This is a genomic window from Pseudomonas sp. HY7a-MNA-CIBAN-0227, assembly GCF_040310325.1.
Lineage (GTDB): Bacteria > Pseudomonadota > Gammaproteobacteria > Pseudomonadales > Pseudomonadaceae > Aquipseudomonas.
This window is the reverse complement of record NZ_JBEOPT010000005.1, coordinates 244,899-263,287: the sequence shown is the minus strand read 5'-3', so window position 1 is coordinate 263,287 and position 18,389 is coordinate 244,899. Positions and strand designations below refer to the sequence as shown.

At 60.5% G+C, this 18,389-nt stretch carries 17 protein-coding genes and 2 pseudogenes; 10 read left to right on the top strand and 9 right to left on the bottom strand.

Features of this window, described 5'->3' with window-relative positions; all coding sequences use genetic code 11:
- Positions 1 to 8 precede the first annotated feature (8 nt).
- The 5 genes from etfA to AAEZ06_RS11195 all read right to left on the bottom strand — a co-directional run bounded on the left by etfA (position 9) and on the right by AAEZ06_RS11195 (position 7,029).
- A complete protein-coding gene (gene etfA / locus AAEZ06_RS11215) occupies positions 9 to 1,229 on the bottom strand; it encodes an electron transfer flavoprotein subunit alpha (protein WP_350614281.1) in 1,221 nt (406 codons plus the stop codon).
- Positions 1,229 to 3,172, bottom strand: coding sequence for a dimethylglycine demethylation protein DgcB (gene dgcB / locus AAEZ06_RS11210; RefSeq protein WP_350614279.1), 1,944 nt, complete (start codon positions 3,170 to 3,172; stop codon positions 1,229 to 1,231). Before dgcB ends, etfA begins: the two co-directional genes overlap by 1 nt.
- 208 nt (positions 3,173 to 3,380) lie before the next feature.
- Positions 3,381 to 5,441, bottom strand: a complete 2,061-nt coding sequence (gene dgcA / locus AAEZ06_RS11205; RefSeq protein ID WP_149413416.1) for a dimethylglycine demethylation protein DgcA — start codon at positions 5,439 to 5,441, stop codon at positions 3,381 to 3,383.
- A 15-nt stretch (positions 5,442 to 5,456) separates the two neighbouring features.
- The gene (locus tag AAEZ06_RS11200; RefSeq protein WP_149413415.1) at positions 5,457 to 5,987 is read right to left on the bottom strand and encodes a DUF5943 domain-containing protein; all 531 of its coding nucleotides are present in this window, start codon (positions 5,985 to 5,987) and stop codon (positions 5,457 to 5,459) included.
- A gap of 64 nt (positions 5,988 to 6,051) precedes the next feature.
- Entirely contained in the window at positions 6,052 to 7,029 is a 978-nt protein-coding gene (locus AAEZ06_RS11195; RefSeq protein WP_133102352.1) for a dipeptidase, read from the bottom strand.
- 221 nt (positions 7,030 to 7,250) lie between these two features.
- Here AAEZ06_RS11195 and AAEZ06_RS11190 point away from each other — a divergent pair, with 221 nt between their 5' ends.
- The 4 genes and pseudogenes from AAEZ06_RS11190 to AAEZ06_RS11175 all read left to right on the top strand — a co-directional run.
- A complete protein-coding gene (locus AAEZ06_RS11190) occupies positions 7,251 to 7,655 on the top strand; it encodes a lysozyme inhibitor LprI family protein (RefSeq protein ID WP_133102353.1) in 405 nt (134 codons plus the stop codon).
- Positions 7,656 to 7,673: 18 nt separating this feature from the next.
- Positions 7,674 to 7,919, top strand: a complete 246-nt coding sequence (locus AAEZ06_RS11185; RefSeq protein ID WP_149413414.1) for a hypothetical protein — start codon at positions 7,674 to 7,676, stop codon at positions 7,917 to 7,919.
- Positions 7,920 to 7,977: 58 nt separating this feature from the next.
- Entirely contained in the window at positions 7,978 to 8,394 is a 417-nt protein-coding gene (locus AAEZ06_RS11180) for a DUF3010 family protein (protein ID WP_149413413.1), read from the top strand.
- 189 nt (positions 8,395 to 8,583) lie between these two features.
- Positions 8,584 to 8,694, top strand: a pseudogene (locus tag AAEZ06_RS11175) (DUF3010 family protein); the annotation flags it as partial.
- Between the two features lie 227 nt (positions 8,695 to 8,921).
- On the opposite strand, the gene AAEZ06_RS11170 reads toward AAEZ06_RS11175, so the two are convergent.
- A complete protein-coding gene (locus AAEZ06_RS11170; RefSeq protein WP_149413412.1) occupies positions 8,922 to 9,866 on the bottom strand; it encodes a GlxA family transcriptional regulator in 945 nt (314 codons plus the stop codon).
- 208 nt (positions 9,867 to 10,074) lie between these two features.
- Here AAEZ06_RS11170 and choX point away from each other — a divergent pair, with 208 nt between their 5' ends.
- From choX to AAEZ06_RS11140, 6 genes are all read left to right on the top strand, one after another.
- Positions 10,075 to 11,019, top strand: a complete 945-nt coding sequence (gene choX / locus AAEZ06_RS11165; RefSeq protein ID WP_350614275.1) for a choline ABC transporter substrate-binding protein — start codon at positions 10,075 to 10,077, stop codon at positions 11,017 to 11,019.
- A gap of 99 nt (positions 11,020 to 11,118) precedes the next feature.
- Positions 11,119 to 12,006 (top strand): 3-dehydrocarnitine:acetyl-CoA trimethylamine transferase CdhC, encoded by an 888-nt coding sequence (gene cdhC, locus AAEZ06_RS11160; RefSeq protein ID WP_149413410.1) that lies wholly within the window; start codon positions 11,119 to 11,121, stop codon positions 12,004 to 12,006.
- A 74-nt stretch (positions 12,007 to 12,080) separates the two neighbouring features.
- Complete coding sequence (locus AAEZ06_RS11155) at positions 12,081 to 13,046, top strand: L-carnitine dehydrogenase (protein WP_350614273.1); 966 nt, start codon at positions 12,081 to 12,083, stop codon at positions 13,044 to 13,046.
- A gap of 27 nt (positions 13,047 to 13,073) precedes the next feature.
- Complete coding sequence (locus AAEZ06_RS11150) at positions 13,074 to 13,550, top strand: thioesterase family protein (RefSeq protein ID WP_350614271.1); 477 nt, start codon at positions 13,074 to 13,076, stop codon at positions 13,548 to 13,550.
- A gap of 9 nt (positions 13,551 to 13,559) precedes the next feature.
- On the top strand, positions 13,560 to 14,720 hold the full coding sequence (locus AAEZ06_RS11145; protein WP_350614269.1) for a gamma-butyrobetaine dioxygenase: 1,161 nt from the start codon (positions 13,560 to 13,562) through the stop codon (positions 14,718 to 14,720).
- 252 nt (positions 14,721 to 14,972) lie between these two features.
- Positions 14,973 to 15,236 (top strand): hypothetical protein, encoded by a 264-nt coding sequence (locus tag AAEZ06_RS11140; RefSeq protein WP_149413406.1) that lies wholly within the window; start codon positions 14,973 to 14,975, stop codon positions 15,234 to 15,236.
- A 123-nt stretch (positions 15,237 to 15,359) separates the two neighbouring features.
- Here the strand turns inward: AAEZ06_RS11140 and gbdR are convergent, their stop codons facing one another.
- From gbdR to AAEZ06_RS11125, 3 genes and pseudogenes are all read right to left on the bottom strand, one after another.
- The gene (gbdR, locus tag AAEZ06_RS11135) at positions 15,360 to 16,463 is read right to left on the bottom strand and encodes a choline metabolism transcriptional regulator GbdR (RefSeq protein ID WP_133102362.1); all 1,104 of its coding nucleotides are present in this window, start codon (positions 16,461 to 16,463) and stop codon (positions 15,360 to 15,362) included.
- Between the two features lie 429 nt (positions 16,464 to 16,892).
- Positions 16,893 to 16,988 (bottom strand): annotated as a pseudogene (locus tag AAEZ06_RS11130) (outer membrane lipoprotein carrier protein LolA); the annotation flags it as partial.
- Entirely contained in the window at positions 16,982 to 18,358 is a 1,377-nt protein-coding gene (locus AAEZ06_RS11125) for an L-serine ammonia-lyase (RefSeq protein ID WP_350614266.1), read from the bottom strand. The pseudogene AAEZ06_RS11130 and the gene AAEZ06_RS11125, both read right to left, overlap by 7 nt.
- Positions 18,359 to 18,389: the final 31 nt, after the last annotated feature.

The following is an 18,389-nucleotide window of genomic DNA, read 5'->3' as shown; positions in this document are numbered from 1 at the left end:
TCCTTTGCTTAAGCCGCATCGCGCTTGGCGCCGTTGCGGTAGGCCTCGACCGCAACGATCAAGGCTTGCAGAATCGCGGCGCTTTCGCCGATCACCGACAGGTCGGCACGCTTGATCATGTCGCAACCGGGGTCGAGATTGATCGCCACCACCTTGTCGCAGGCACCGATGCCTTGCAGGTGCTGGATCGCCCCGGAGATCCCCACGGCCACGTACACCCGCGCAGTGACCCAAATGCCGCTGGCGCCAACCTGGCGATCACGGGCCATAAAGCCGTCGTCCACCGCCACCCGCGACGCGCCTTCGGTAGCGCCCAGGGCAGCTGCGGCCTGGTGGAACAGCGCCCAATCCTTGACCCCGTTGCCACCGGAGAAAATAAATTCTGCCTCAGCCATGGGAATCGCTGCCGGGTCCACCGCCACCGCGCCAAGATCTTCGATACGCGGCAAGCTGCGCGCCAGGCTTGTGGATAACTCCACGGGCAATACTTCGTGACGTGTTTCGCTGACGGGTTCGGCGCACTCCACTGCGGCCAAAATCATTCGTGGCAGTGGTCTCGCCAGGTCTTCCTGACCCGCTCCGGCGCGGCCGATACACTCCTGGCCCTTGATCTGCCACACGCGCGTTGCAGGGCGTTCCTTGAGGCTCGCGGCAAACCGTCGGCCCAGTTCACCGCCACCGGTTCGGCTGTCAGGCAGCAACCAATGGCGCGGGTTGAACTGGTTATCCACAGCCCGCAGGCCCTGGACCCTTTGCTCCGGTGAATAACCGTCGAATTCATGACCTTCCAGCACCAGCAGTCGGTCGACACCCGCTGTGGCAAAAGCGTTTTCCTTATGTTCGCCAAACACCACAGCCAACACCGCACCGTCGTTGCCGGCCAACTGCCGGGCCAGGCCCAGCAAGTCGCGGTCGTGGCTGCTCAGGCGGCCGCCGACCATGTCCGGCACCACGTTGATGTAGAACGCAGGTGCAGCCACCTGATGCAGCGGCAATTGCACTTGCACCGCCGCCGAACGCTTGGCCGCGTCGCCTTGCTGGGCGCCACTGCGGTCGATGCGCTTGATGCCGTTGGGGCCGATAAACCCGACGCCATGCACGTTCTTGCGGATGACCCCGTTGGGCCCCATCCAACTGTGTTGTACCGGCTGCATCGCCGCGTGCAGCGGGTGCAGGCGGTTACGGGCGATCCATTCGGCCCGTGGGTCGCGGCGGATAATGTCGCTCATCAATGCACCTCCACGGGTTCGCGCTTGATCGGTGATTTGGCAGGCGCAGCGTCTTCCAGCAAGGCGTCAGCCACCAGCTCGGCGATGTCTTTGATCAATGGGCGAGGTTCGACGACACCTTCAAGCATCGCTGTGCACTGTGGACAACCCACGGCCACCAGCTCGGCGCCGGTTTCGCGGATGTCTTCCATGCGCATATCGGGAATCCGCTGTTTGCCGGGAATATCAGTAATCGGCGCACCGCCACCGCCACCGCAGCAGCGCGAACGAAAGCCCGAGCGTTGCATTTCCTTGACCTCGACCCCCAGCGCCCGCAGCACTTGGCGCGGCGCCTCGTACTCGCCGTTGTAGCGGCCCAGATAGCACGGGTCGTGATAGGTCACGCTGTTACCTTTGTGCTGGCCCAGGTTAAGGGCGCCAGCGTCAATCAGCTCGGCCATGTAGGTGCTGTGGTGCTGGACGAGGTAGTTGCCATCGAAGGCGCCGTATTCGTTTTTCAGCACATGAAAACTGTGGGGATCGCAGGTAACGATGCGCTTGAAGCTGTATTTGGCCAGGGTCTGGATATTGCGCGCGGCCAACAACTGGAAGGTCGCTTCATCGCCCAGACGACGGGCCACATCGCCGCTGTCGCGCTCTTCAAGGCCCAGCACCGCGAAGTCGACCTTGGCCGCTTTCAGCACTTTGACAAAGGCGCGCAGGGTGCGCTGGTTGCGCATGTCGAAGGCACCGTCGCCGACCCAAAACAGCACGTCGGTGGTTTTCTTGTCGCTGAGCAGCGGCAGGTTCAAATCCGCCGCCCAATTCATCCGCTCACCAGGGGCAAAGCCCCCAGGGTTGTCGGTGGCAATCAGGTTTTCCAGGACTTCGGCGCCCTTGTTCGGCGTCGCGCCCTTTTCCAGGGTGAGGTAGCGGCGCATGTCGACGATGGCGTCCACGTGCTCGATCATCATCGGGCACTCTTCCACGCAGGCGCGGCAAGTGGTGCAGGACCATAGGGTCTCAGCGTCCACCAGGCCATTGACGATCGGTTGATGGGGGTTGCCGCTGTGTACGCCTACTGGCTTGCCTGGGTACGGGCTGCCGGCGAACTTCGCGTCGGTGCCGCCGGCCAGGCCGACGACCATGTCTTGGATGAGTTTTTTCGGGTTCAACGGTTGGCCGGCGGCGAACGCCGGGCAGGCGGCTTCGCACTTGCCGCACTGCACGCAGGCATCGAAACCCAGCAGCTGGTTCCAGGTGAAATCCTTGGGTTTTTCCACGCCCAGCGGCGCGGTTTTATCGGTCAGATCCAAAGGTTTCAAGCCAGTGGAACGGCCACCGCCAAAGCGCTCGGCGCGACGGTGCCAGGCCAGGTGCAAGGCACCGGCGAAGGCATGTTTCATCGGCCCGCCCCAGGTCATGCCGAAGAACATTTCCGATACGCCCCACAGCACGCCCAGGCCGAGCAGAGCCGCCAGCAGCCAGCCGCCGAAATCGGCAGGCAGAATCCCGGCCACTGGCAGGGTCACCAGGAAGAAGCTCACCGAGAACACCATCAGGCTTTTCGGCAAGCGCATCCACGGGCCTTTCGACAGGCGCGATGGCGGGTTGCGACGGCGCAGGTAGACAAAGCTCGCGCCGACGAACATCAGCACCGAGGCCAGCAACAAGGCGTAGCCGAGGATGCGGTTATGCAGGCCGAAACCATGCACCAGGATCGCCAGCAGCGCCGACAGCACAAAGCCCAACGCTGTGGCGACGTGGGTGTTGGCGATGTACTTATCGCGGGCGACCACATGGTGCAGGTCGACCATGTAGCGCTTGGGCATAGCCAGCAGGCCGCCGATCAAGTCGACCTTGGACGAACGGCCGCGTCGCCACATGTTCCCCCGCCGTAGCGCGCCGAGGACGGCAAGGCCCAGGGCAGCAAAGAGCAGGATGGGAAGAAGGGTGTTCAACATGGTGAAGCTCCCAAAGACCTCGGGGTCATGTGCAGGCCGGTGAAAGCCTGCACCTACTTGTGGCGAGGGGGCTTGCCCCCGTTGGGCTGCGAAGCGGCCCCAAATCAGCCAGCGCGGTGTATCAGGAAAACCGCATTGACCGGTTTACGACTGCTTCGCAGCCGAACGGGGGCAAGCCCCCTCGCCACAGGGTGAGCGTGGCAATCCTTTAGAAATCCTTGCACAGGCGCAGGGCATCGTAGATGGCGGCGTGGGTATTACGCTGGGCCACACAGTCACCAATGCGGAACAGCAAGTACCCCTCACCCGCCTCGCTCAGGCACGGTTGCGGCTTGATCGCGAACAAGGCTTCGATGTCCATCTGGCCCTTGTTGCGCGAGCCTGGCTTGAGTGCGTAGTAGATTTCTTCATCCGGGCGCACGCCGTTCTCGACCACCACCTGATCGACCACCCGCTCTTCCTTGGCGCCTGTGTATTCGTTCTCCAGTACCGCCACCAGCTTGTCGCCCTCGCGGTAGACCTTTTCCAGCATCATGTCGCCGGTCATGATCACTTCCTTGGGGTATAGGCTGCGGTAGTAAGTCGGGAACGACGTGCCACCGACGGCCACGCCCGGCTTGATATCGTCAGTGACAATCTCCACCTGGCTGCCCTTGTCGGCCAAGAAGTCCGCCACCGACAGACCGGTGAACTCGCAAATGGTGTCGTACACCAGCACGTTCTTGCCCGGCGCTACCTTGCCATCGAGCACGTCCCAACTGCTGACTACCAAGCCTTCGGCTGCGCCCCAATGTTCGTTCTGCTCCAGAAACGGATGACCGCCAACCGCCAACACCACCACGTCCGGATGCAGGTCGAGGATGGTCGCCGCATCCGCCGCAACGCCCAGGCGCAAGTCGACGTTCAGCCGCGCCAGTTCCAGCTGGAACCAGCGGGTGATCCCGGCAATCTGGTCCCGTTGCGGCGCTTTCGAGGCGGTGGTGATTTGCCCACCGATAAACTCTTTCTTCTCGAACAGGGTTACGTCGTGACCACGTTCAGCGGCAACGCGGGCGGCTTCCATCCCGGCAGGGCCGGCACCGACTACCACCACTTTGCGTTTCACTCCGGTGGATTTTTCGATGATATGCGGCACACCCATGTATTCACGGGAAGTGGCGGCGTTCTGGATGCACAACACGTCCAGGCCCTGATATTGGCGGTCGATGCAGTAGTTGGCGCCGACGCACTGTTTGATCTGGTCGACCTGGCCCATCTTGATCTTGGCGATCAAATGCGGGTCGGCGATGTGGGCGCGGGTCATGCCGACCATGTCCACGTAGCCGCCTTCCAGGATGCGGGTCGCCTGATTCGGGTCCTTGATGTTTTGCGCGTGCAGCACTGGAGCCTTGACCACTTCCTTGATCCCGGCCGCCAAGTGCAGGAATGGCTCCGGTGGATAACTCATGTTGGGGATAACGTTGGCCAGGGTGTTGTGGGTGTCGCAGCCCGAGCCGACCACACCGATAAAGTCGAGCATGCCGGTGTCGTCGTAGTACTTGGCGATCTGTTTCATGTCCTCGTGGGACAGGCCATCCGGGTGAAACTCATCGCCACACAAACGAATGCCGACGCAAAAATCCGGCCCTACTTCAGCGCGCACAGCCTTCAATACTTCAAGGCCGAAGCGCATGCGATTTTCAAAGCTGCCGCCCCATTCGTCGGTGCGCTTGTTAACCCGTGGGCTCCAGAACTGGTCGATCATGTGCTGGTGCACTGCCGACAGCTCCACGCCGTCCAGGCCACCGGCCTTGGCCCGTGCCGCAGCGCTGGCGTAGTTACCGATCACTCGCCAGATTTCTTCCGGCTCGATGGTTTTGCAGGTAGCGCGGTGCACCGGTTCACGGATGCCTGACGGCGACAGCAGCGTCGGCCAATGCTCGCCATCCCAACGCGAGCGACGGCCCATGTGGGTAATCTGGATCATGATCTTGGCGCCATGCTTGTGCATGGCATCGGCCAGGTTCTGGAAGTGCGGGATGATCCGGTCATCGGCCAGGTTCACCGACCTCCACCAGCCTTGTGGGCTGTCGATGGCGACACTGGAAGAACCGCCGCAGATCGCCAGGCCGATCCCGCCCTTGGCTTTCTCTTCGTAATACTTCACATAGCGGTCGGTGGTCATGCCGCCGTCGGTGGCATACACCTCGGCGTGGGCGGTACTGAGCACGCGGTTGCGGATGGTCAGTTTGCCGATCTGGATCGGCGCAAACATTGCTTCGAAAGCCATGGCAGGGTCCTCGACTTACAACGGCTTGACGGTGAACAGGCCGTCGTCGTGGCCCTCTTCGGAGCCGCCGTAGACCTGTTCAGCCACGGTGCGAATTTTGCTGCCGCGCGCTTGCAGGATCTGGTCCATGGCGCCAGCAAACCAGCCGGTGAACATGTAGTCGACCTTGCGCCCGACCTTGCCGTACACGTAGACAAACGCCGAGTGCGCAAGCGTTACGCTGGCGGTGCCCTTGTCGAGATCGATGTCCTGGATCTTGAACAAGCCCCAGCCGCGCTGCGACAGGCGTTTCATGTAATGCTCGAACACCGCAACACCTTCCAGGCCGTGGCATTCAGCTTCTTTTTCACACCAGTGCCAGGCAGATTTGTAGCCGGCCTTGTAGAGGATTTCGGCGTAAGCGTCAGCGCCCAGAACTTCTTCGATGCCCATGTGGTTGTTGACGAAAAAGTGCCGTGGCACGTAGAGCATCGGCAGGGCGTCAGAGGTCCAGACACCGGTTTCGCTGTCGACTTCGATAGGCAATTGAGGGGCGATCTTGGCCATGGAAACTTAACTCCAGAAAATTCGTTGTGTTGTCGTGCTACGGGATCGTTGTTTAGAGGCGGGCTTATTCGCCCCAGACATCCTTGAGGACGCTGACCCAGTTCTCGCCCATGATCTTGCGCACCACGCGCTCAGGATGGCCGCGCTTGAGCAATGTCTCGGTCAGGTTGGGGAACTCGCCCACGGTGCGGATGCCCAGCGGGTTGATGATCTTGCCGAAGCTGGTCAGGCGGCGGGCGTAGCCCTTGTCATGGGTCAGCATTTCAAAGAAATCCTGGCCATGACCCTGGGTGAAGTCGGTGCCAATGCCGATGGCGTCTTCGCCGACGATGTTCATGGTGTATTCGATGGCTTCGGCGTAATCGTCGATGGTCGAATCAATGCCCTTGGCCAGGAACGGCGCAAACATGGTCACGCCAACAAAGCCGCCATGGTCGGCAATGAACTTGAGTTCTTCATCGGACTTGTTGCGCGGGTGCTCTTTAAGGCCCGACGGCAGGCAGTGGGAGTAGCACACCGGTTTTTTCGACTCGAGGATAACCTCTTCGCTGGTCTTGGAGCCGACGTGAGACAGGTCGCACATGATGCCGACGCGGTTCATCTCGGCGACGATCTCGCGACCAAAGCCCGACAGGCCGCCGTCGCGCTCGTAGCAGCCGGTGCCCACCAGATTCTGGGTGTTGTAGCACATCTGCACCACGCCAACGCCCAACTGCTTGAAGATCTCGACGTAGCCGAGTTGGTCTTCAAAGGCATGGGCGTTCTGGAAGCCGAAAATGATGCCGGTCTTGCCCTGTTCCTTGGCGCGGCGGATATCGGCGGTGGTTTTCACCGGGATCACCAGGTCGCTGTTCTCGCGGATCAGGGTCTGGCTGGCGACGATGTTGTTGATCGTGGCCTGGAAGCCTTCCCACACCGAGACTGTGCAGTTGGCGGCGGTCAGGCCGCCCTTGCGCATGTCTTCGAACAGGTCGCGGTTCCACTTGGCAATGATCAGCCCGTCGATAACGATGCTGTCGGCGTGCAGTTCGGCTGGGCTCATCAGGCTGTCCCCTTTTTGGCGATTCATGCGCCGAATCGTCTGCCGGCGCTTTGGGGCCAGCATATGCCCAGGGGCTGACGGAGCCGGGTGCAAAAACGACAGGGGAATTGCCGAAAGCGTCAATCCACGACAAAGGGTGCTATGACATGTCTGACTGGCGACTGTTCTTTGTCTTACGCTTGAGCCAGAATTCCCCGCATCACCTGATATGAGACGGCGCAATGAAATCGATTTTCCTGGCTTTGGCACTCATCGCAACCGGCGTGCAGGCGGCAGAAGACCCCGACAGCACGCCCTGCGACGGCATAGAAAACGACCAGCAAACCCTGGAATGCGCCACCTACAACAAAACCACCGCCGAGCAACTGCTCAAGGACAACTACCAAAGCCTGCTGGAGGAGCGCATGCGTCCTCTGTATGGCAGCGACAAGGCAAAACTGGCCGACATCACCGCCCGCCTTGCCGACGCCCAGCAAAAATGGCAGAAGCTGCGGGACGCCGATTGCGCGGTGGACACCTTCCCGGCCGTGCCTGGGACCAAGGCTTATGCCATTGTGCAGAATGACTGCCTGGCCAGGATGAGCGACCAGCGGTCGGAGTTTTTGGAGTCGATCGGGCAGGAATAAGCAGGATATGCGACCCCCATGAACCCACGCATCTATCTGCTCGCCCTCGCTGCCTTCGTGGCCAGTATCGATGAAAACCTGGTAGGCGGAATTTTGCCGTTATTGTCCAGGGAGCTGGGCGTGGCCTTGGGCGCCGCGCTGGGTGGTGTGGTGATTGCCAAGGACAGACTGGAAATGACGCCGTTGATGGGTGCGCTGATGACGGCACTGGCCCTGGCGGCTGCGTGCCTGAGCCTGATGGCAGCCGCCCGTCGAAAGCTTTGACCCTGATCCCAAGGTGCGCGACCATTCGCGGCCTCTCCACCCTTTCCAAGGCGACTCCATGAACATCTGCGGCATCGAAATCAAAGGCAGCGAAGCCATCATCGCCGTCGCCTCCCTGGACAGCCAAACACTGAACCACATCGCCCTGGCCACCAAAAAAATTGCCCTCGAAGACGACGATGAAGCGGCCAACGTCAAAGCCTTCGCCACCCAAGTGGCCGCTTTTATCCGCGACAACGGCATCACCCGTATCGCCATCAAGAAGCGCAGCAAGAAAGGCGAGTTCGCCGGCGGCCCGACCACCTTCAAGATTGAAGGCATATTTCAGCTGCTGGAAGGCTGCGAGGTAACGTTGCTGTCGCCGCAGACTATCAACGCGCAAAACAAGAAACACGACTTCGCCCTGCCAGCGACCCTGAACAAGTATCAGCATGAAGCGTTTAAAACAGCGTGTTCAGCGCTGGTGAAGAAATAAGCCCCACCGCTATTTAGCGTGGGAGCGTGTTGTGGTGAACGGGCTTTCTGTGGCGAGCGGGCTTGCCCGCGTTGGGCCGCGAAGCGGCCCCAGTAAGAACAGCACATTCTTTCAGACAGAACGAAGGGGCATGTTTCAGGGCTGCTGCGCAGCCCAACGCGGGCAAGCCCGCTCGCCACAGGGAATCGGCAAACCATTAATGCGCAAAACAAGAAACACGATTTCGCCCTGCCAGCGACGCTGAACAAGTATCAGCATGAAGCGTTTAAAGCAGCGTGTTCAGCGCTGGTGAAGAAATAAGTCCCACCGCTATTTAGTGTAGGAGCGTGTTGTGGTGAACCGGCTTGCCACAGAAAACCCGCTGGGCACAACAAGCTCGATCACCACAGGGAATCCGCCAACCATCAAGCGTTGTGTAGATACCTATGCTGCGATAGCTGTGGGCCCGCCGGTGAAGTGTTGACTGTTGCATCGCAATCGCAGGCAAGCCAGTTATGGTCGTCGCTAGAATTGACTATAAATTGCGGTCAAACCACCTCCCGTCGCCGATCCTCTCTCGGACACTTGGCAAATCGCGCCCGGTAACTTCGAGTGAAATACGACGGTGACTCAAAGCCGCAGGCAATGCTCACTTCCAGCACGCTCATGTCCGTTTGGCGCAGCAACTGCCGGGCCTTTTCCAAGCGCAGGCCCAGGTAGAAGTTGCTCGGCGTGTCGTTGAGGTGCAACCGAAACAGCCGCTCCAACTGCCGCCGTGTGACCTTGATCGCCTCCGCCAGCGCCAGCGTGCTCAGCGGCGGCTCGGTGTGCTGTTCCATCTCACCAATCACCTGCACCAGTTTCTTGTTGTTGATGCCGTAGCGCGTGGCGATCTGCATGCGCTGGTGGTCTTTGCGTGGGCGGATGCGACCCAGTACGAACTGCTCGGACACCTGGATCGCCAGCTCCGGACCGTGGGCCTGGCTGATCAGGTCGAGCATCAGGTCGATAGAGGCGGTACCGCCCGCCGAGGTAATGCGTCGGCGGTCGATTTCGAACAGTTCCTGAATCACCGTCAGCTGTGGATAGGACTCCTTGAAGGCGTCGATGGCTTCCCAGTGCAGGGTCAGTCGGTGGCCGTCGAGCAGTCCTGCTTCAGCCAGGACAAAGCTGCCGGTGTCGATGGCGCCAAGGGTCACTCCGTCGTGGTCGAGACGGCGCAGCCAATATTCCAGGGCGGGCGTGGCGAACTTCAGCGGTTCGAAACCGGCCACCACCAGCAGGGTTGAACCCTTCTTCAGCGGTTCCAGCGCCGCGTCGGCATTGACCGACATGCCGTTGCTCGCCAGCACCGCGCCGCCATCCGCGCTCAGCACATGCCAACGGTACAGCTCACCACGAAAGCGATTGGCCACGCGCAACGGTTCGATGGCGGAAATAAAGCCGATGGCGGAGAAACCCGGCATCAGCAGAAAGTAGAAATCCTGGGACATGGAGCGCTCTCGTAGGACGGGCCGCGTGGGCACTGTGATACCCCAGTTCAATGGGGCATTCAAGCGGACAGGTCGCTGCAGTGCAAGAGCTGGTCGCCGCCGTGCGTTTTGTTTGCCCTCAAGCTGCGTAGCTTAAAACTGCACAACCTAGCTGCACGGCGCACAAAGACGCCGGAACCCACAATAACGACCTGCCGAGGGCTGCACCATGAACCGACTGATCAGCCGCTGTGTGCTTACACTCAGCGCCAGCGCCATCTTGAGCACCAACGTCATGGCAGCCGATGCGGCTTCTTGCCAGAACGTGCGCATGGGCGTGGTGAACTGGACCGACGTAATCGCCACCAGCGCCATGACCCAAGTATTGCTCGACGGCCTCGGCTACAAGACCAAACAGACCAGCGCGTCCCAGCAAATCATCTTCGCCGCAATCCGCGATCAGCGCCTGGATATGTTCCTCGGCTACTGGAACCCGCTGATGACCCAGACCATCACCCCGTTTGTCGACGCCAAGCAGGTCAAGGTCCTTGATGCGCCGAGCCTCAAGGACGCCCGTGCCACCCTCGCGGTGCCGACCTACCTGGCCGACAAGGGCCTGAAAACCTTCGCCGATATCGCCAGGTTCGAAAAAGAGTTGGGCGCCAAGATCTATGGCATCGAACCCGGTTCAGGTGCCAACACCCAGATCAAGGCGATGATCGCCAAGAACCAGTTTGGCCTGGGCAAATTCCAGCTGGTGGAATCCAGCGAGGCCGGCATGCTTGCCGCAGTGGATCGCGCCGTGCGTCGCAATGAAGCCGTGGTGTTTTTCGGCTGGGCGCCGCACCCGATGAACGTCAACGTCAAGATGACTTACCTCACCGGCAGCGACGACGCCCTGGGCCCGAACGAGGGCATGGCCACAGTGTGGACCGTCACCTCGCCCACCTACGCTCAACAATGCCCCAACGTTAGCCGCCTGCTGAGCAACCTGACGTACACCGCCGAAGACGAGAGCCGGATGATGCAGCCGCTGCTCGATCACAAGGACGCTTTCGAATCGGCCAAGCAGTGGCTCAAGGATCACCCGCAAGACCAGCAGCGCTGGCTGGAAGGGGTGACCACCTTCGACGGCAAACCGGCTGCCGCCAACCTGCAATTGACCAGTAAATAACCTTTTTTGAATCACCGTTTCGCAGCCACCCTTGGCTGCGAACGGCATCACTACACCTTGAAACCACACCTCTAAATCACGCCTGCAAGGACCCGTCTCATGAACCACGACGTCATCATCACCTGCGCTCTCACCGGTGCTGGCGACACGACCGCCAGAAGCCCACATGTGCCGGTCACTCCCAAACAAATCGCGGCTGCGGCCGTGGAAGCCGCCAAGGCCGGCGCCACCGTCGTGCACTGCCACGTGCGTGATCCGCAAACCGGCAAGTTCAGCCGTGACGTGGCGCTGTACCGCGAAGTGATGGAGCGCATTCGCGAGGCGGATGTCGACATCATCGTCAACCTCACCGCCGGCATGGGCGGCGACCTGGAAATCGGTGGCGGCGAGAACCCCATGGAGTTCGGCCCCAACACTGATCTGGTCGGGCCGCTGACACGTCTGGCCCACGTTGAAGCGCTGCTGCCGGAAATCTGCACCCTGGACTGCGGCACCCTGAACTTCGGCGACGGCGACACCATTTACGTCTCCACCCCCGCGCAGTTGCGGGCTGGCGCCAAACGCATTCAAGAGCTGGGCGTGAAGGCCGAGCTGGAAATCTTCGATACCGGACACCTGTGGTTTGCCAAACAGATGATCAAGGAAGGCTTGCTCGATAACCCGCTGTTCCAGCTGTGCCTGGGCATTCCGTGGGGAGCACCGGCGGATACCACCACCATGAAAGCCATGGTCGATAACCTGCCGGCTGACGCGGTGTGGGCCGGGTTTGGTATCGGCCGCATGCAGATGCCGATGGCGGCGCAAGCGGTGCTGCTGGGTGGCAACGTGCGGGTCGGCCTGGAAGACAATCTGTGGTTGGACAAAGGCGTGCTGGCCACCAATGGGCAGTTGGTGGAACGTGCCAGCGAGATCCTCAGTCGACTGGGTGCGCGGGTCATGACCCCGGCAGAAGGCCGAATCAAGATGGGCTTGACCAAGCGCGGCTAATTACGATCACAGCCTCATCCTGTAGGAGTCCCCCCTCGCGCCTACAGGAATTACCCTCTCTTTAGGAAGTTGCCATGCGCTTTATCACCGAAATCAAAACCTTCGCAGCACTGGGCAGCGGTGTCATCGGCAGCGGCTGGGTATCGCGCGCCTTGGCCCACGGCCTCGATGTAGTGGCCTGGGACCCGGCACCCGGCGCCGAAGCAGCCTTGCGCAAACGCGTCGCCAACGCTTGGGGTGCCCTGGAAAAACAAGGCCTGGCACCCGGTGCATCCCAGGACCGCCTGCGTTTTGTCGCAACCATTGAAGAGTGCGTCAAAGACGCTGACTTCATCCAGGAAAGCGCCCCGGAACGCCTGGAACTGAAGCTGCAATTACACGCCCAGATCAGCGCGGCGGCCAAGCCCAATGCGTTGATCGGCTCCAGCACTTCAGGGCTGTTACCCAGCGAGTTTTACGAAGGTTCGACCCATCCTGAGCGTTGTGTGGTCGGCCACCCGTTCAACCCGGTGTACCTGCTGCCGCTGGTGGAAGTGGTAGGCGGCAAAAATACCGCGCCAGAAGCGGTGCAGGCCGCGATCAAGGTGTATGAATCCCTCGGCATGCGCCCGCTGCATGTACGCAAGGAAGTTCCAGGCTTTATCGCCGACCGCCTGCTGGAAGCGCTGTGGCGCGAGGCGCTGCACCTGGTCAACGATGGTGTGGCGACTACCGGCGAAATCGACGATGCAATTCGCTTTGGCGCGGGTTTGCGCTGGTCGTTCATGGGGACTTTCCTGACCTACACGCTGGCGGGTGGCGATGCCGGGATGCGCCACTTCATGGCGCAGTTTGGGCCGGCGCTGCAGTTGCCGTGGACCTATCTGCCCGCCCCTGAATTGACCGACAAGCTGATTGACGATGTGGTCGATGGCACCCGCGATCAGTTGGGCAACCACAGCATTTCGGCCCTGGAGCGCTATCGTGATGATTGCCTGTTGGCGGTGTTGGAGGCGGTGAGAACCACCAAAGCCAAGCACGGCATGACCTTCAGTGAGTAACCGATCATCTCCCCTGGAACCGATGCCATGCCCGCTCTAACCACCTACACCACAAAAATTCTCCCCGACTGGGTCGACTACAACGACCACCTGCGCGATGCCTTCTACCTGCTGATTTTCAGCTACGCCACCGACGCGCTGATGGACACCCTGGGCCTGGACAGCGACAACCGCGAAGCCAGCGGCAACTCGCTGTTCACCCTGGAACTGCACCTCAACTACCTACACGAAGTGAAGCTGGGCGCCGAGGTTGAAGTTCGCACGCAACTGATCGCCTACGACCGCAAGCGCCTGCACCTCTATCACAGCCTGCATCTGGTGGGAGAAGAGCGGGAACTGGCCGGCAACGAACAAATGCTGCTCCACGTCGATCTCGCTGGGCCGCGTTCGGCACCGTTCACTGAGGCGATATTGGACAAGCTGGCGGCCATCACTGGCGAACAAACCGATCTGGCAAAACCCGCCCTCCTCGGCCGCGTCATTGGCCTGCCACCGGAAAAATAGGGAATCACCATGAACACCGTCGCCGCTGTTGCCGACTTCCGCACTTACCCGCTGATCAGCGCCCTCGCCAATGCTCAGGTGTTGGCCGATCAGGTGCGGGTGCAGTGGGCCGATGGCCGGGGCAGCCCGTTCCATCATCAGTGGCTGCGGGACAACTGCCCGTGTCCGGCCTGCGTGTACAGCGTGACCCGCGAGCAGCTGCTGGAGATTGTCGATGTCGACGAGAACCTCACGGCCCTAAGCGCACACATTGATCAGGGTTTCCTGCGTGTGGAATGGAACGGCGGCCACAGTAGCCGCTTCGATCCCGGCTGGCTGCGGGCCCATGCCTATGACGATGAATCCCGCGCCGAACGCCGTGCCGCCAAGCCAACATCCAAGCTGTGGGACAGCCGTTTTGAACTGCCGGTTTTTGAATACGCAGCCTTGATGGAAGACCCGAAGGCACTGCTGCAATGGCTGCTGGCCCTGCGCGACAGCGGCCTGACCCAAGTGCGCGACGTACCTGTCGAACCAGGCTCCCTGGCACTTATCGCCAGGCGCATTTCGTTCATCCGCGAGAGTAATTTCGGCGTGCTGTTCAACGTGCAATCCAAGGCCGATGCCGACAGCAATGCCTACACCTCTTTCAACTTGCCGCTGCACAGCGACTTGCCCACCCGCGAGCTGCAACCGGGGCTGCAATTTCTGCATTGCCTGGTCAATGACGCCAACGGGGGCGAGAGTATTTTTGTCGACGGTTTTGCCATTGCTCGCGCCTTGCGAGAAGAAGATCCCGAAGCGTTTCGTGCACTGTGTGAAATCCCGGTGGAGTTTCGCAACAAGGACCGCCATAGCGACTATCGCCAGCTGGCGCCGATCATTGCGCTGGATGCCCTGGGTGAGGTCGCAGAGATCCGCATGGCCAACTTTCTGCGCGGGCCGTTTGAGACGTCGGTGGAGCAGATGCCGTTGGTGTACCGCGCCTATCGACGGTTTATCGCAATGACGCGCGAGGATCGGTTTCGCCTGGTCAAACGATTGAATCCCGGTGAGTTGTGGTGCTTCGATAATCGCCGCACGTTACATGCGCGCAATGCCTTTGACCCGGCTTCGGGGGCGCGGCATTTCCAGGGCTGCTATATCGATCGGGATGAGTTGTTGTCGCGAATCCTGGTGCTGCAGCGATAAGCAAAAAAAGCCCCGATCAAGCCGTGACAGGATCGGGGCAGAGTGTTTTGTGTGAGCTGCGCATCCCGAGGGTGACCAAACCTTCAAGGTGCTTGCTTGAGTCCAGTGTGCCCATTCCTTGGGCTGGCGAGTTAGCCGAAAACGACCTGTTCATAGGTATCAGAGCCATTCGCGCATTCAGCCCTTGCCGACATCCCGATCGCCTACCAGAATCGACCTTAATCCCCCGCTCCCCTAACAAGGATAAACGTCATGATGCACGCGGATTTGATTGACCAGGACGACCTGCTTGGCCAACTGCGGTCGTTGGGTTTCGAAGTGTCCAGCGGCGCCACCGCCGAGCAGGCCTGCGAATGTGCCGTGCGCGGTTTGAGTGAAGCGCGAGCCAAGGCGCTCAAGGGTATGGTCGAGCAGATGTACACCAGTAGCGCGACGATTTTACCGGCGGTAAGGCAGGCGATTGATAAGCAGTTGTTGCCGGCGCTGGTGCAGTTTCGGCAGAACTCCGGCGCCTGAAAATCACTGTCTCTGTAGGAGCGAGCTTGCTCGCGAAAAACCTGAGGACGACGTGTTCATCCAGGATGCCTGGCGTCATCGTTCACGACCTTCGCGAGCAAGCTCGCTCCTACAGTTAGAGCGTTAGAGCCTTACACTCGCGAAAGTCGACTCATTGCGAGCTTGGCTCAACGCCGACAACGGCCCGGACAGCGGTGACAACACCAACGCCTGCGGGATCGGCATCATTGCCACTTGCTGGGTGGTGTTGGAACCGACGCGCTCATCCCGTGGTGGAATGCCGAAGTATTCGCGGTAGCATTTGGAGAAGTGCGGCGTGGAGACAAACCCGCACACCGACGCCACTTCGATGATCGACATCGGCGTTTGCTTGAGCAACTGTCGTGCACGGATCAGGCGCAACTTGAGGTAGTAGCGCGACGGCGAACAGTGCAGGTATTTCTGGAACAGCCGCTCCAGCTGACGCCGGGAAACGGCGACATACACCGCCAGTTCATCGAGGTCGATGGGCTCTTCCAGATTAGCCTCCATCAGCGCGACGATTTCCTGCAGTTTCGGCTGATTGGTGCCGAGCATGTGCTTGAGCGGTACACGCTGGTGATCCTGCTCATTGCGGATACGTTCGTAGACAAACATCTCGGAGATCGCTGCCGACAATTCACGGCCGTGGTCGCGGCTGATCAGGTGCAGCATCATGTCCAGCGGCGCAGTGCCGCCGGAGCTGGTGAAGCGGTTGCGGTCCAGGGTGAACAGGCGTGTGCTCATGGCCACGCGCGGGAAAGCTTCCTGCATCGACGCCAGGCATTCCCAGTGCACGCTGCAATCAAAGCCATCCAACAGACCTGCGCAAGCCAAAGCCCAACTGCCGGTGCACACCGCACCGAGACGGCGCGACTGGCGCGCCTGGCTTTGCAGCCACGACACATGTTCACGGGTGACGGTGCGCTGGATACCCACGCCGCCGCAGACAATGATGGTGTCCAGGGCCGGGGCTTTGTGCATCGAGGCATCGGGGGTGATTTGCAGACCGTCGCTGGCCCACACATGGTTTCCGTCGACACTCAAGGTCGTCCAGCGGTACAGCTCGCGGCCGGACAATTGGTTGGCCATGCGCAGCGGTTCTACTGCGGAGGCCAGGGAAATCAGCGTGAAATTGTCCAGCAGCAAAAAACCGATGGATTGAGGCGCACGGTTCTGGGGTTGAGCCCCGGAGTTGAACGACGTCATCGCGGTATCTCCTCACACAAAGCGGGTGATGGCCTCAGGCGAGGCTCTTGTTATTGCACTCTTCTTCCTCGGAAATATTCCCCGGGAGAGAGGCTTTGAGTTGATAGAGCAAATGCCATGCCTAAAGTTGAATGGCTATTCAATAACTCCTGAAAACGACCTACTGACGCGTCTATATAAGCCCGCGCACGGAGTGGGGAATATGACCCGAAAAAAACGCGATCGGAAGCAGGCTCAAGGGGTGTGAGCAGATCGGTAGCACTTGTGGGAAGCGGAAGAAACGACGTAGGAAAAGTCTGTCACCACAAGCACAGGTGACGGGTGGTCAGCGGCGGATTCGTTCGGGAGCTACTTATCTATTTGCGACGCGCTAAAAGGTAGCGTGACGAGAGGGTGTGCTCAATGTAGGAGCGAGGGGGACGCCTAGTTCTTGCTCGCGAAAAACCTGAGAGCGCCGCGTTCATTCAGGATGGGCGCGTTATCGTTCACGACCTTCGCGAGCAAGCTCGCTCCTACAGTCAACATTCAACGGCACTCACCGCCAACCCTCCCCGCGAAGTCTCCTTGTACTTGTCATGCATATCCGCGCCGGTATCACGCATGGTGCGGATCACCCGGTCCAGGGAGATAAAGTGCTGACCATCGCCACGCAAGGCCATCTGCGCCGCATTGATCGCTTTCACCGCCGCAATGGCATTGCGCTCGATACACGGCACTTGCACCAGGCCGCCCACCGGGTCGCAGGTCAGGCCCAGATTGTGTTCCAGGCCAATCTCCGCCGCATTGCACAACTGTTCCGGCGTAGCGCCGAGAATCTCCGCCAGCCCGGCCGCCGCCATGGCGCAGGCCGAGCCGACTTCGCCCTGGCAACCGACTTCGGCGCCGGAGATCGATGCATTCTTTTTACACAGAATCCCTACCGCCGCCGCGCTGAGGAAGTAGTCCACCACGTTGGCTTCGGTGACCACCTCGCTGAATTTCATAAAGTAGTGCAATACCGCCGGAATGATCCCCGCCGCGCCGTTGGTCGGTGCCGTGACCATGCGCCCGCCAGCGGCGTTTTCCTCGTTCACGGCCAGGGCGAACAGGTTGACCCACTCCATGGCGCTCAAGGTCGAGCCGATCACGTTGGGCTTGCCCAGCTCCTGCAAACTGCGGTGCAACCTGGCCGCACGCCGCCGCACGTTCAGGCCGCCGGGGAGGATGCCTTCGTGTTTGAGGCCTTGTTCGACACAATCTTGCATCGCACGCCAGAGCTTCATCAGGCCACTGCGAATGTCCTCCTCCGAGCGCCAGACCTTTTCGTTGGCCAACATCAATTCGGCGACCCGCAGGTTGTGGGTCTTGCACAAGCTCAGCAATTGCACGGCGCTGGAAAAATCATAGGGCAGCTCAGTGCGATCCATGTCTGCCACACCACTGGCGGCCTGCGCTTGATCCACCACAAAGCCGCCGCCCACTGAATAGTAGGTGTCGCGGTGCAGCTCAGTGTCATCAGCGAACACCACCAGGGTCATGGCATTGGGGTGGAACGGCAGGTTTTCGTCGATCAGGCGCATGTCCCGCGACCACAGGAACGGCACCGGCAAACGCCCGTCCAGCAGCAAGGTGTTGGTCTCGCGCAGGGTCTCGATGCGCAGGCCAATCAGCGACGGATCAATCGCATCCGGCCACTCGCCCATCAGCCCCATGATCACGGCATTGTCGCTGCCGTGACCGATGCCCGTGGCCGATAAAGAGCCGTAAAGCTGAACTTCAACGCGCCGTACCTGTTCCAACAGACCACGTTCACGCATTCCTTGAACGAATAACGCCGCGGCGCGCATGGGGCCGACGGTGTGAGAACTGGAAGGGCCGATGCCGATCTTGAACAGGTCGAAAACGCTGATAGCCATTACCGTGAAACTCCTCGATGAGCACAGGCCA

Bases quoted from the DNA above. Each gene is read 5' to 3' on its own strand.
- dgcB (WP_350614279.1), bottom strand. From the start codon at position 3,172: ATGTTGAACACCCTTCTTCCCATCCTGCTCTTTGCTGCCCTGGGCCTT.
- AAEZ06_RS11125 (WP_350614266.1), bottom strand. From the start codon at position 18,358: ATGGCTATCAGCGTTTTCGACCTGTTCAAGATCGGCATCGGCCCTTCC.
- choX (WP_350614275.1), top strand. From the start codon at position 10,075: ATGAACCGACTGATCAGCCGCTGTGTGCTTACACTCAGCGCCAGCGCC.
- AAEZ06_RS11195 (WP_133102352.1), bottom strand. From the start codon at position 7,029: ATGAGCCCAGCCGAACTGCACGCCGACAGCATCGTTATCGACGGGCTG.
- AAEZ06_RS11145 (WP_350614269.1), top strand. From the start codon at position 13,560: ATGAACACCGTCGCCGCTGTTGCCGACTTCCGCACTTACCCGCTGATC.
- gbdR (WP_133102362.1), bottom strand. From the start codon at position 16,463: ATGACGTCGTTCAACTCCGGGGCTCAACCCCAGAACCGTGCGCCTCAA.
- etfA (WP_350614281.1), bottom strand. From the start codon at position 1,229: ATGAGCGACATTATCCGCCGCGACCCACGGGCCGAATGGATCGCCCGT.
- AAEZ06_RS11200 (WP_149413415.1), bottom strand. From the start codon at position 5,987: ATGGCCAAGATCGCCCCTCAATTGCCTATCGAAGTCGACAGCGAAACC.
- dgcA (WP_149413416.1), bottom strand. From the start codon at position 5,441: ATGGCTTTCGAAGCAATGTTTGCGCCGATCCAGATCGGCAAACTGACC.
- AAEZ06_RS11190 (WP_133102353.1), top strand. From the start codon at position 7,251: ATGAAATCGATTTTCCTGGCTTTGGCACTCATCGCAACCGGCGTGCAG.
- AAEZ06_RS11180 (WP_149413413.1), top strand. From the start codon at position 7,978: ATGAACATCTGCGGCATCGAAATCAAAGGCAGCGAAGCCATCATCGCC.
- cdhC (WP_149413410.1), top strand. From the start codon at position 11,119: ATGAACCACGACGTCATCATCACCTGCGCTCTCACCGGTGCTGGCGAC.
- AAEZ06_RS11155 (WP_350614273.1), top strand. From the start codon at position 12,081: ATGCGCTTTATCACCGAAATCAAAACCTTCGCAGCACTGGGCAGCGGT.
- AAEZ06_RS11150 (WP_350614271.1), top strand. From the start codon at position 13,074: ATGCCCGCTCTAACCACCTACACCACAAAAATTCTCCCCGACTGGGTC.
- AAEZ06_RS11185 (WP_149413414.1), top strand. From the start codon at position 7,674: ATGAACCCACGCATCTATCTGCTCGCCCTCGCTGCCTTCGTGGCCAGT.
- AAEZ06_RS11140 (WP_149413406.1), top strand. From the start codon at position 14,973: ATGATGCACGCGGATTTGATTGACCAGGACGACCTGCTTGGCCAACTG.
- AAEZ06_RS11170 (WP_149413412.1), bottom strand. From the start codon at position 9,866: ATGTCCCAGGATTTCTACTTTCTGCTGATGCCGGGTTTCTCCGCCATC.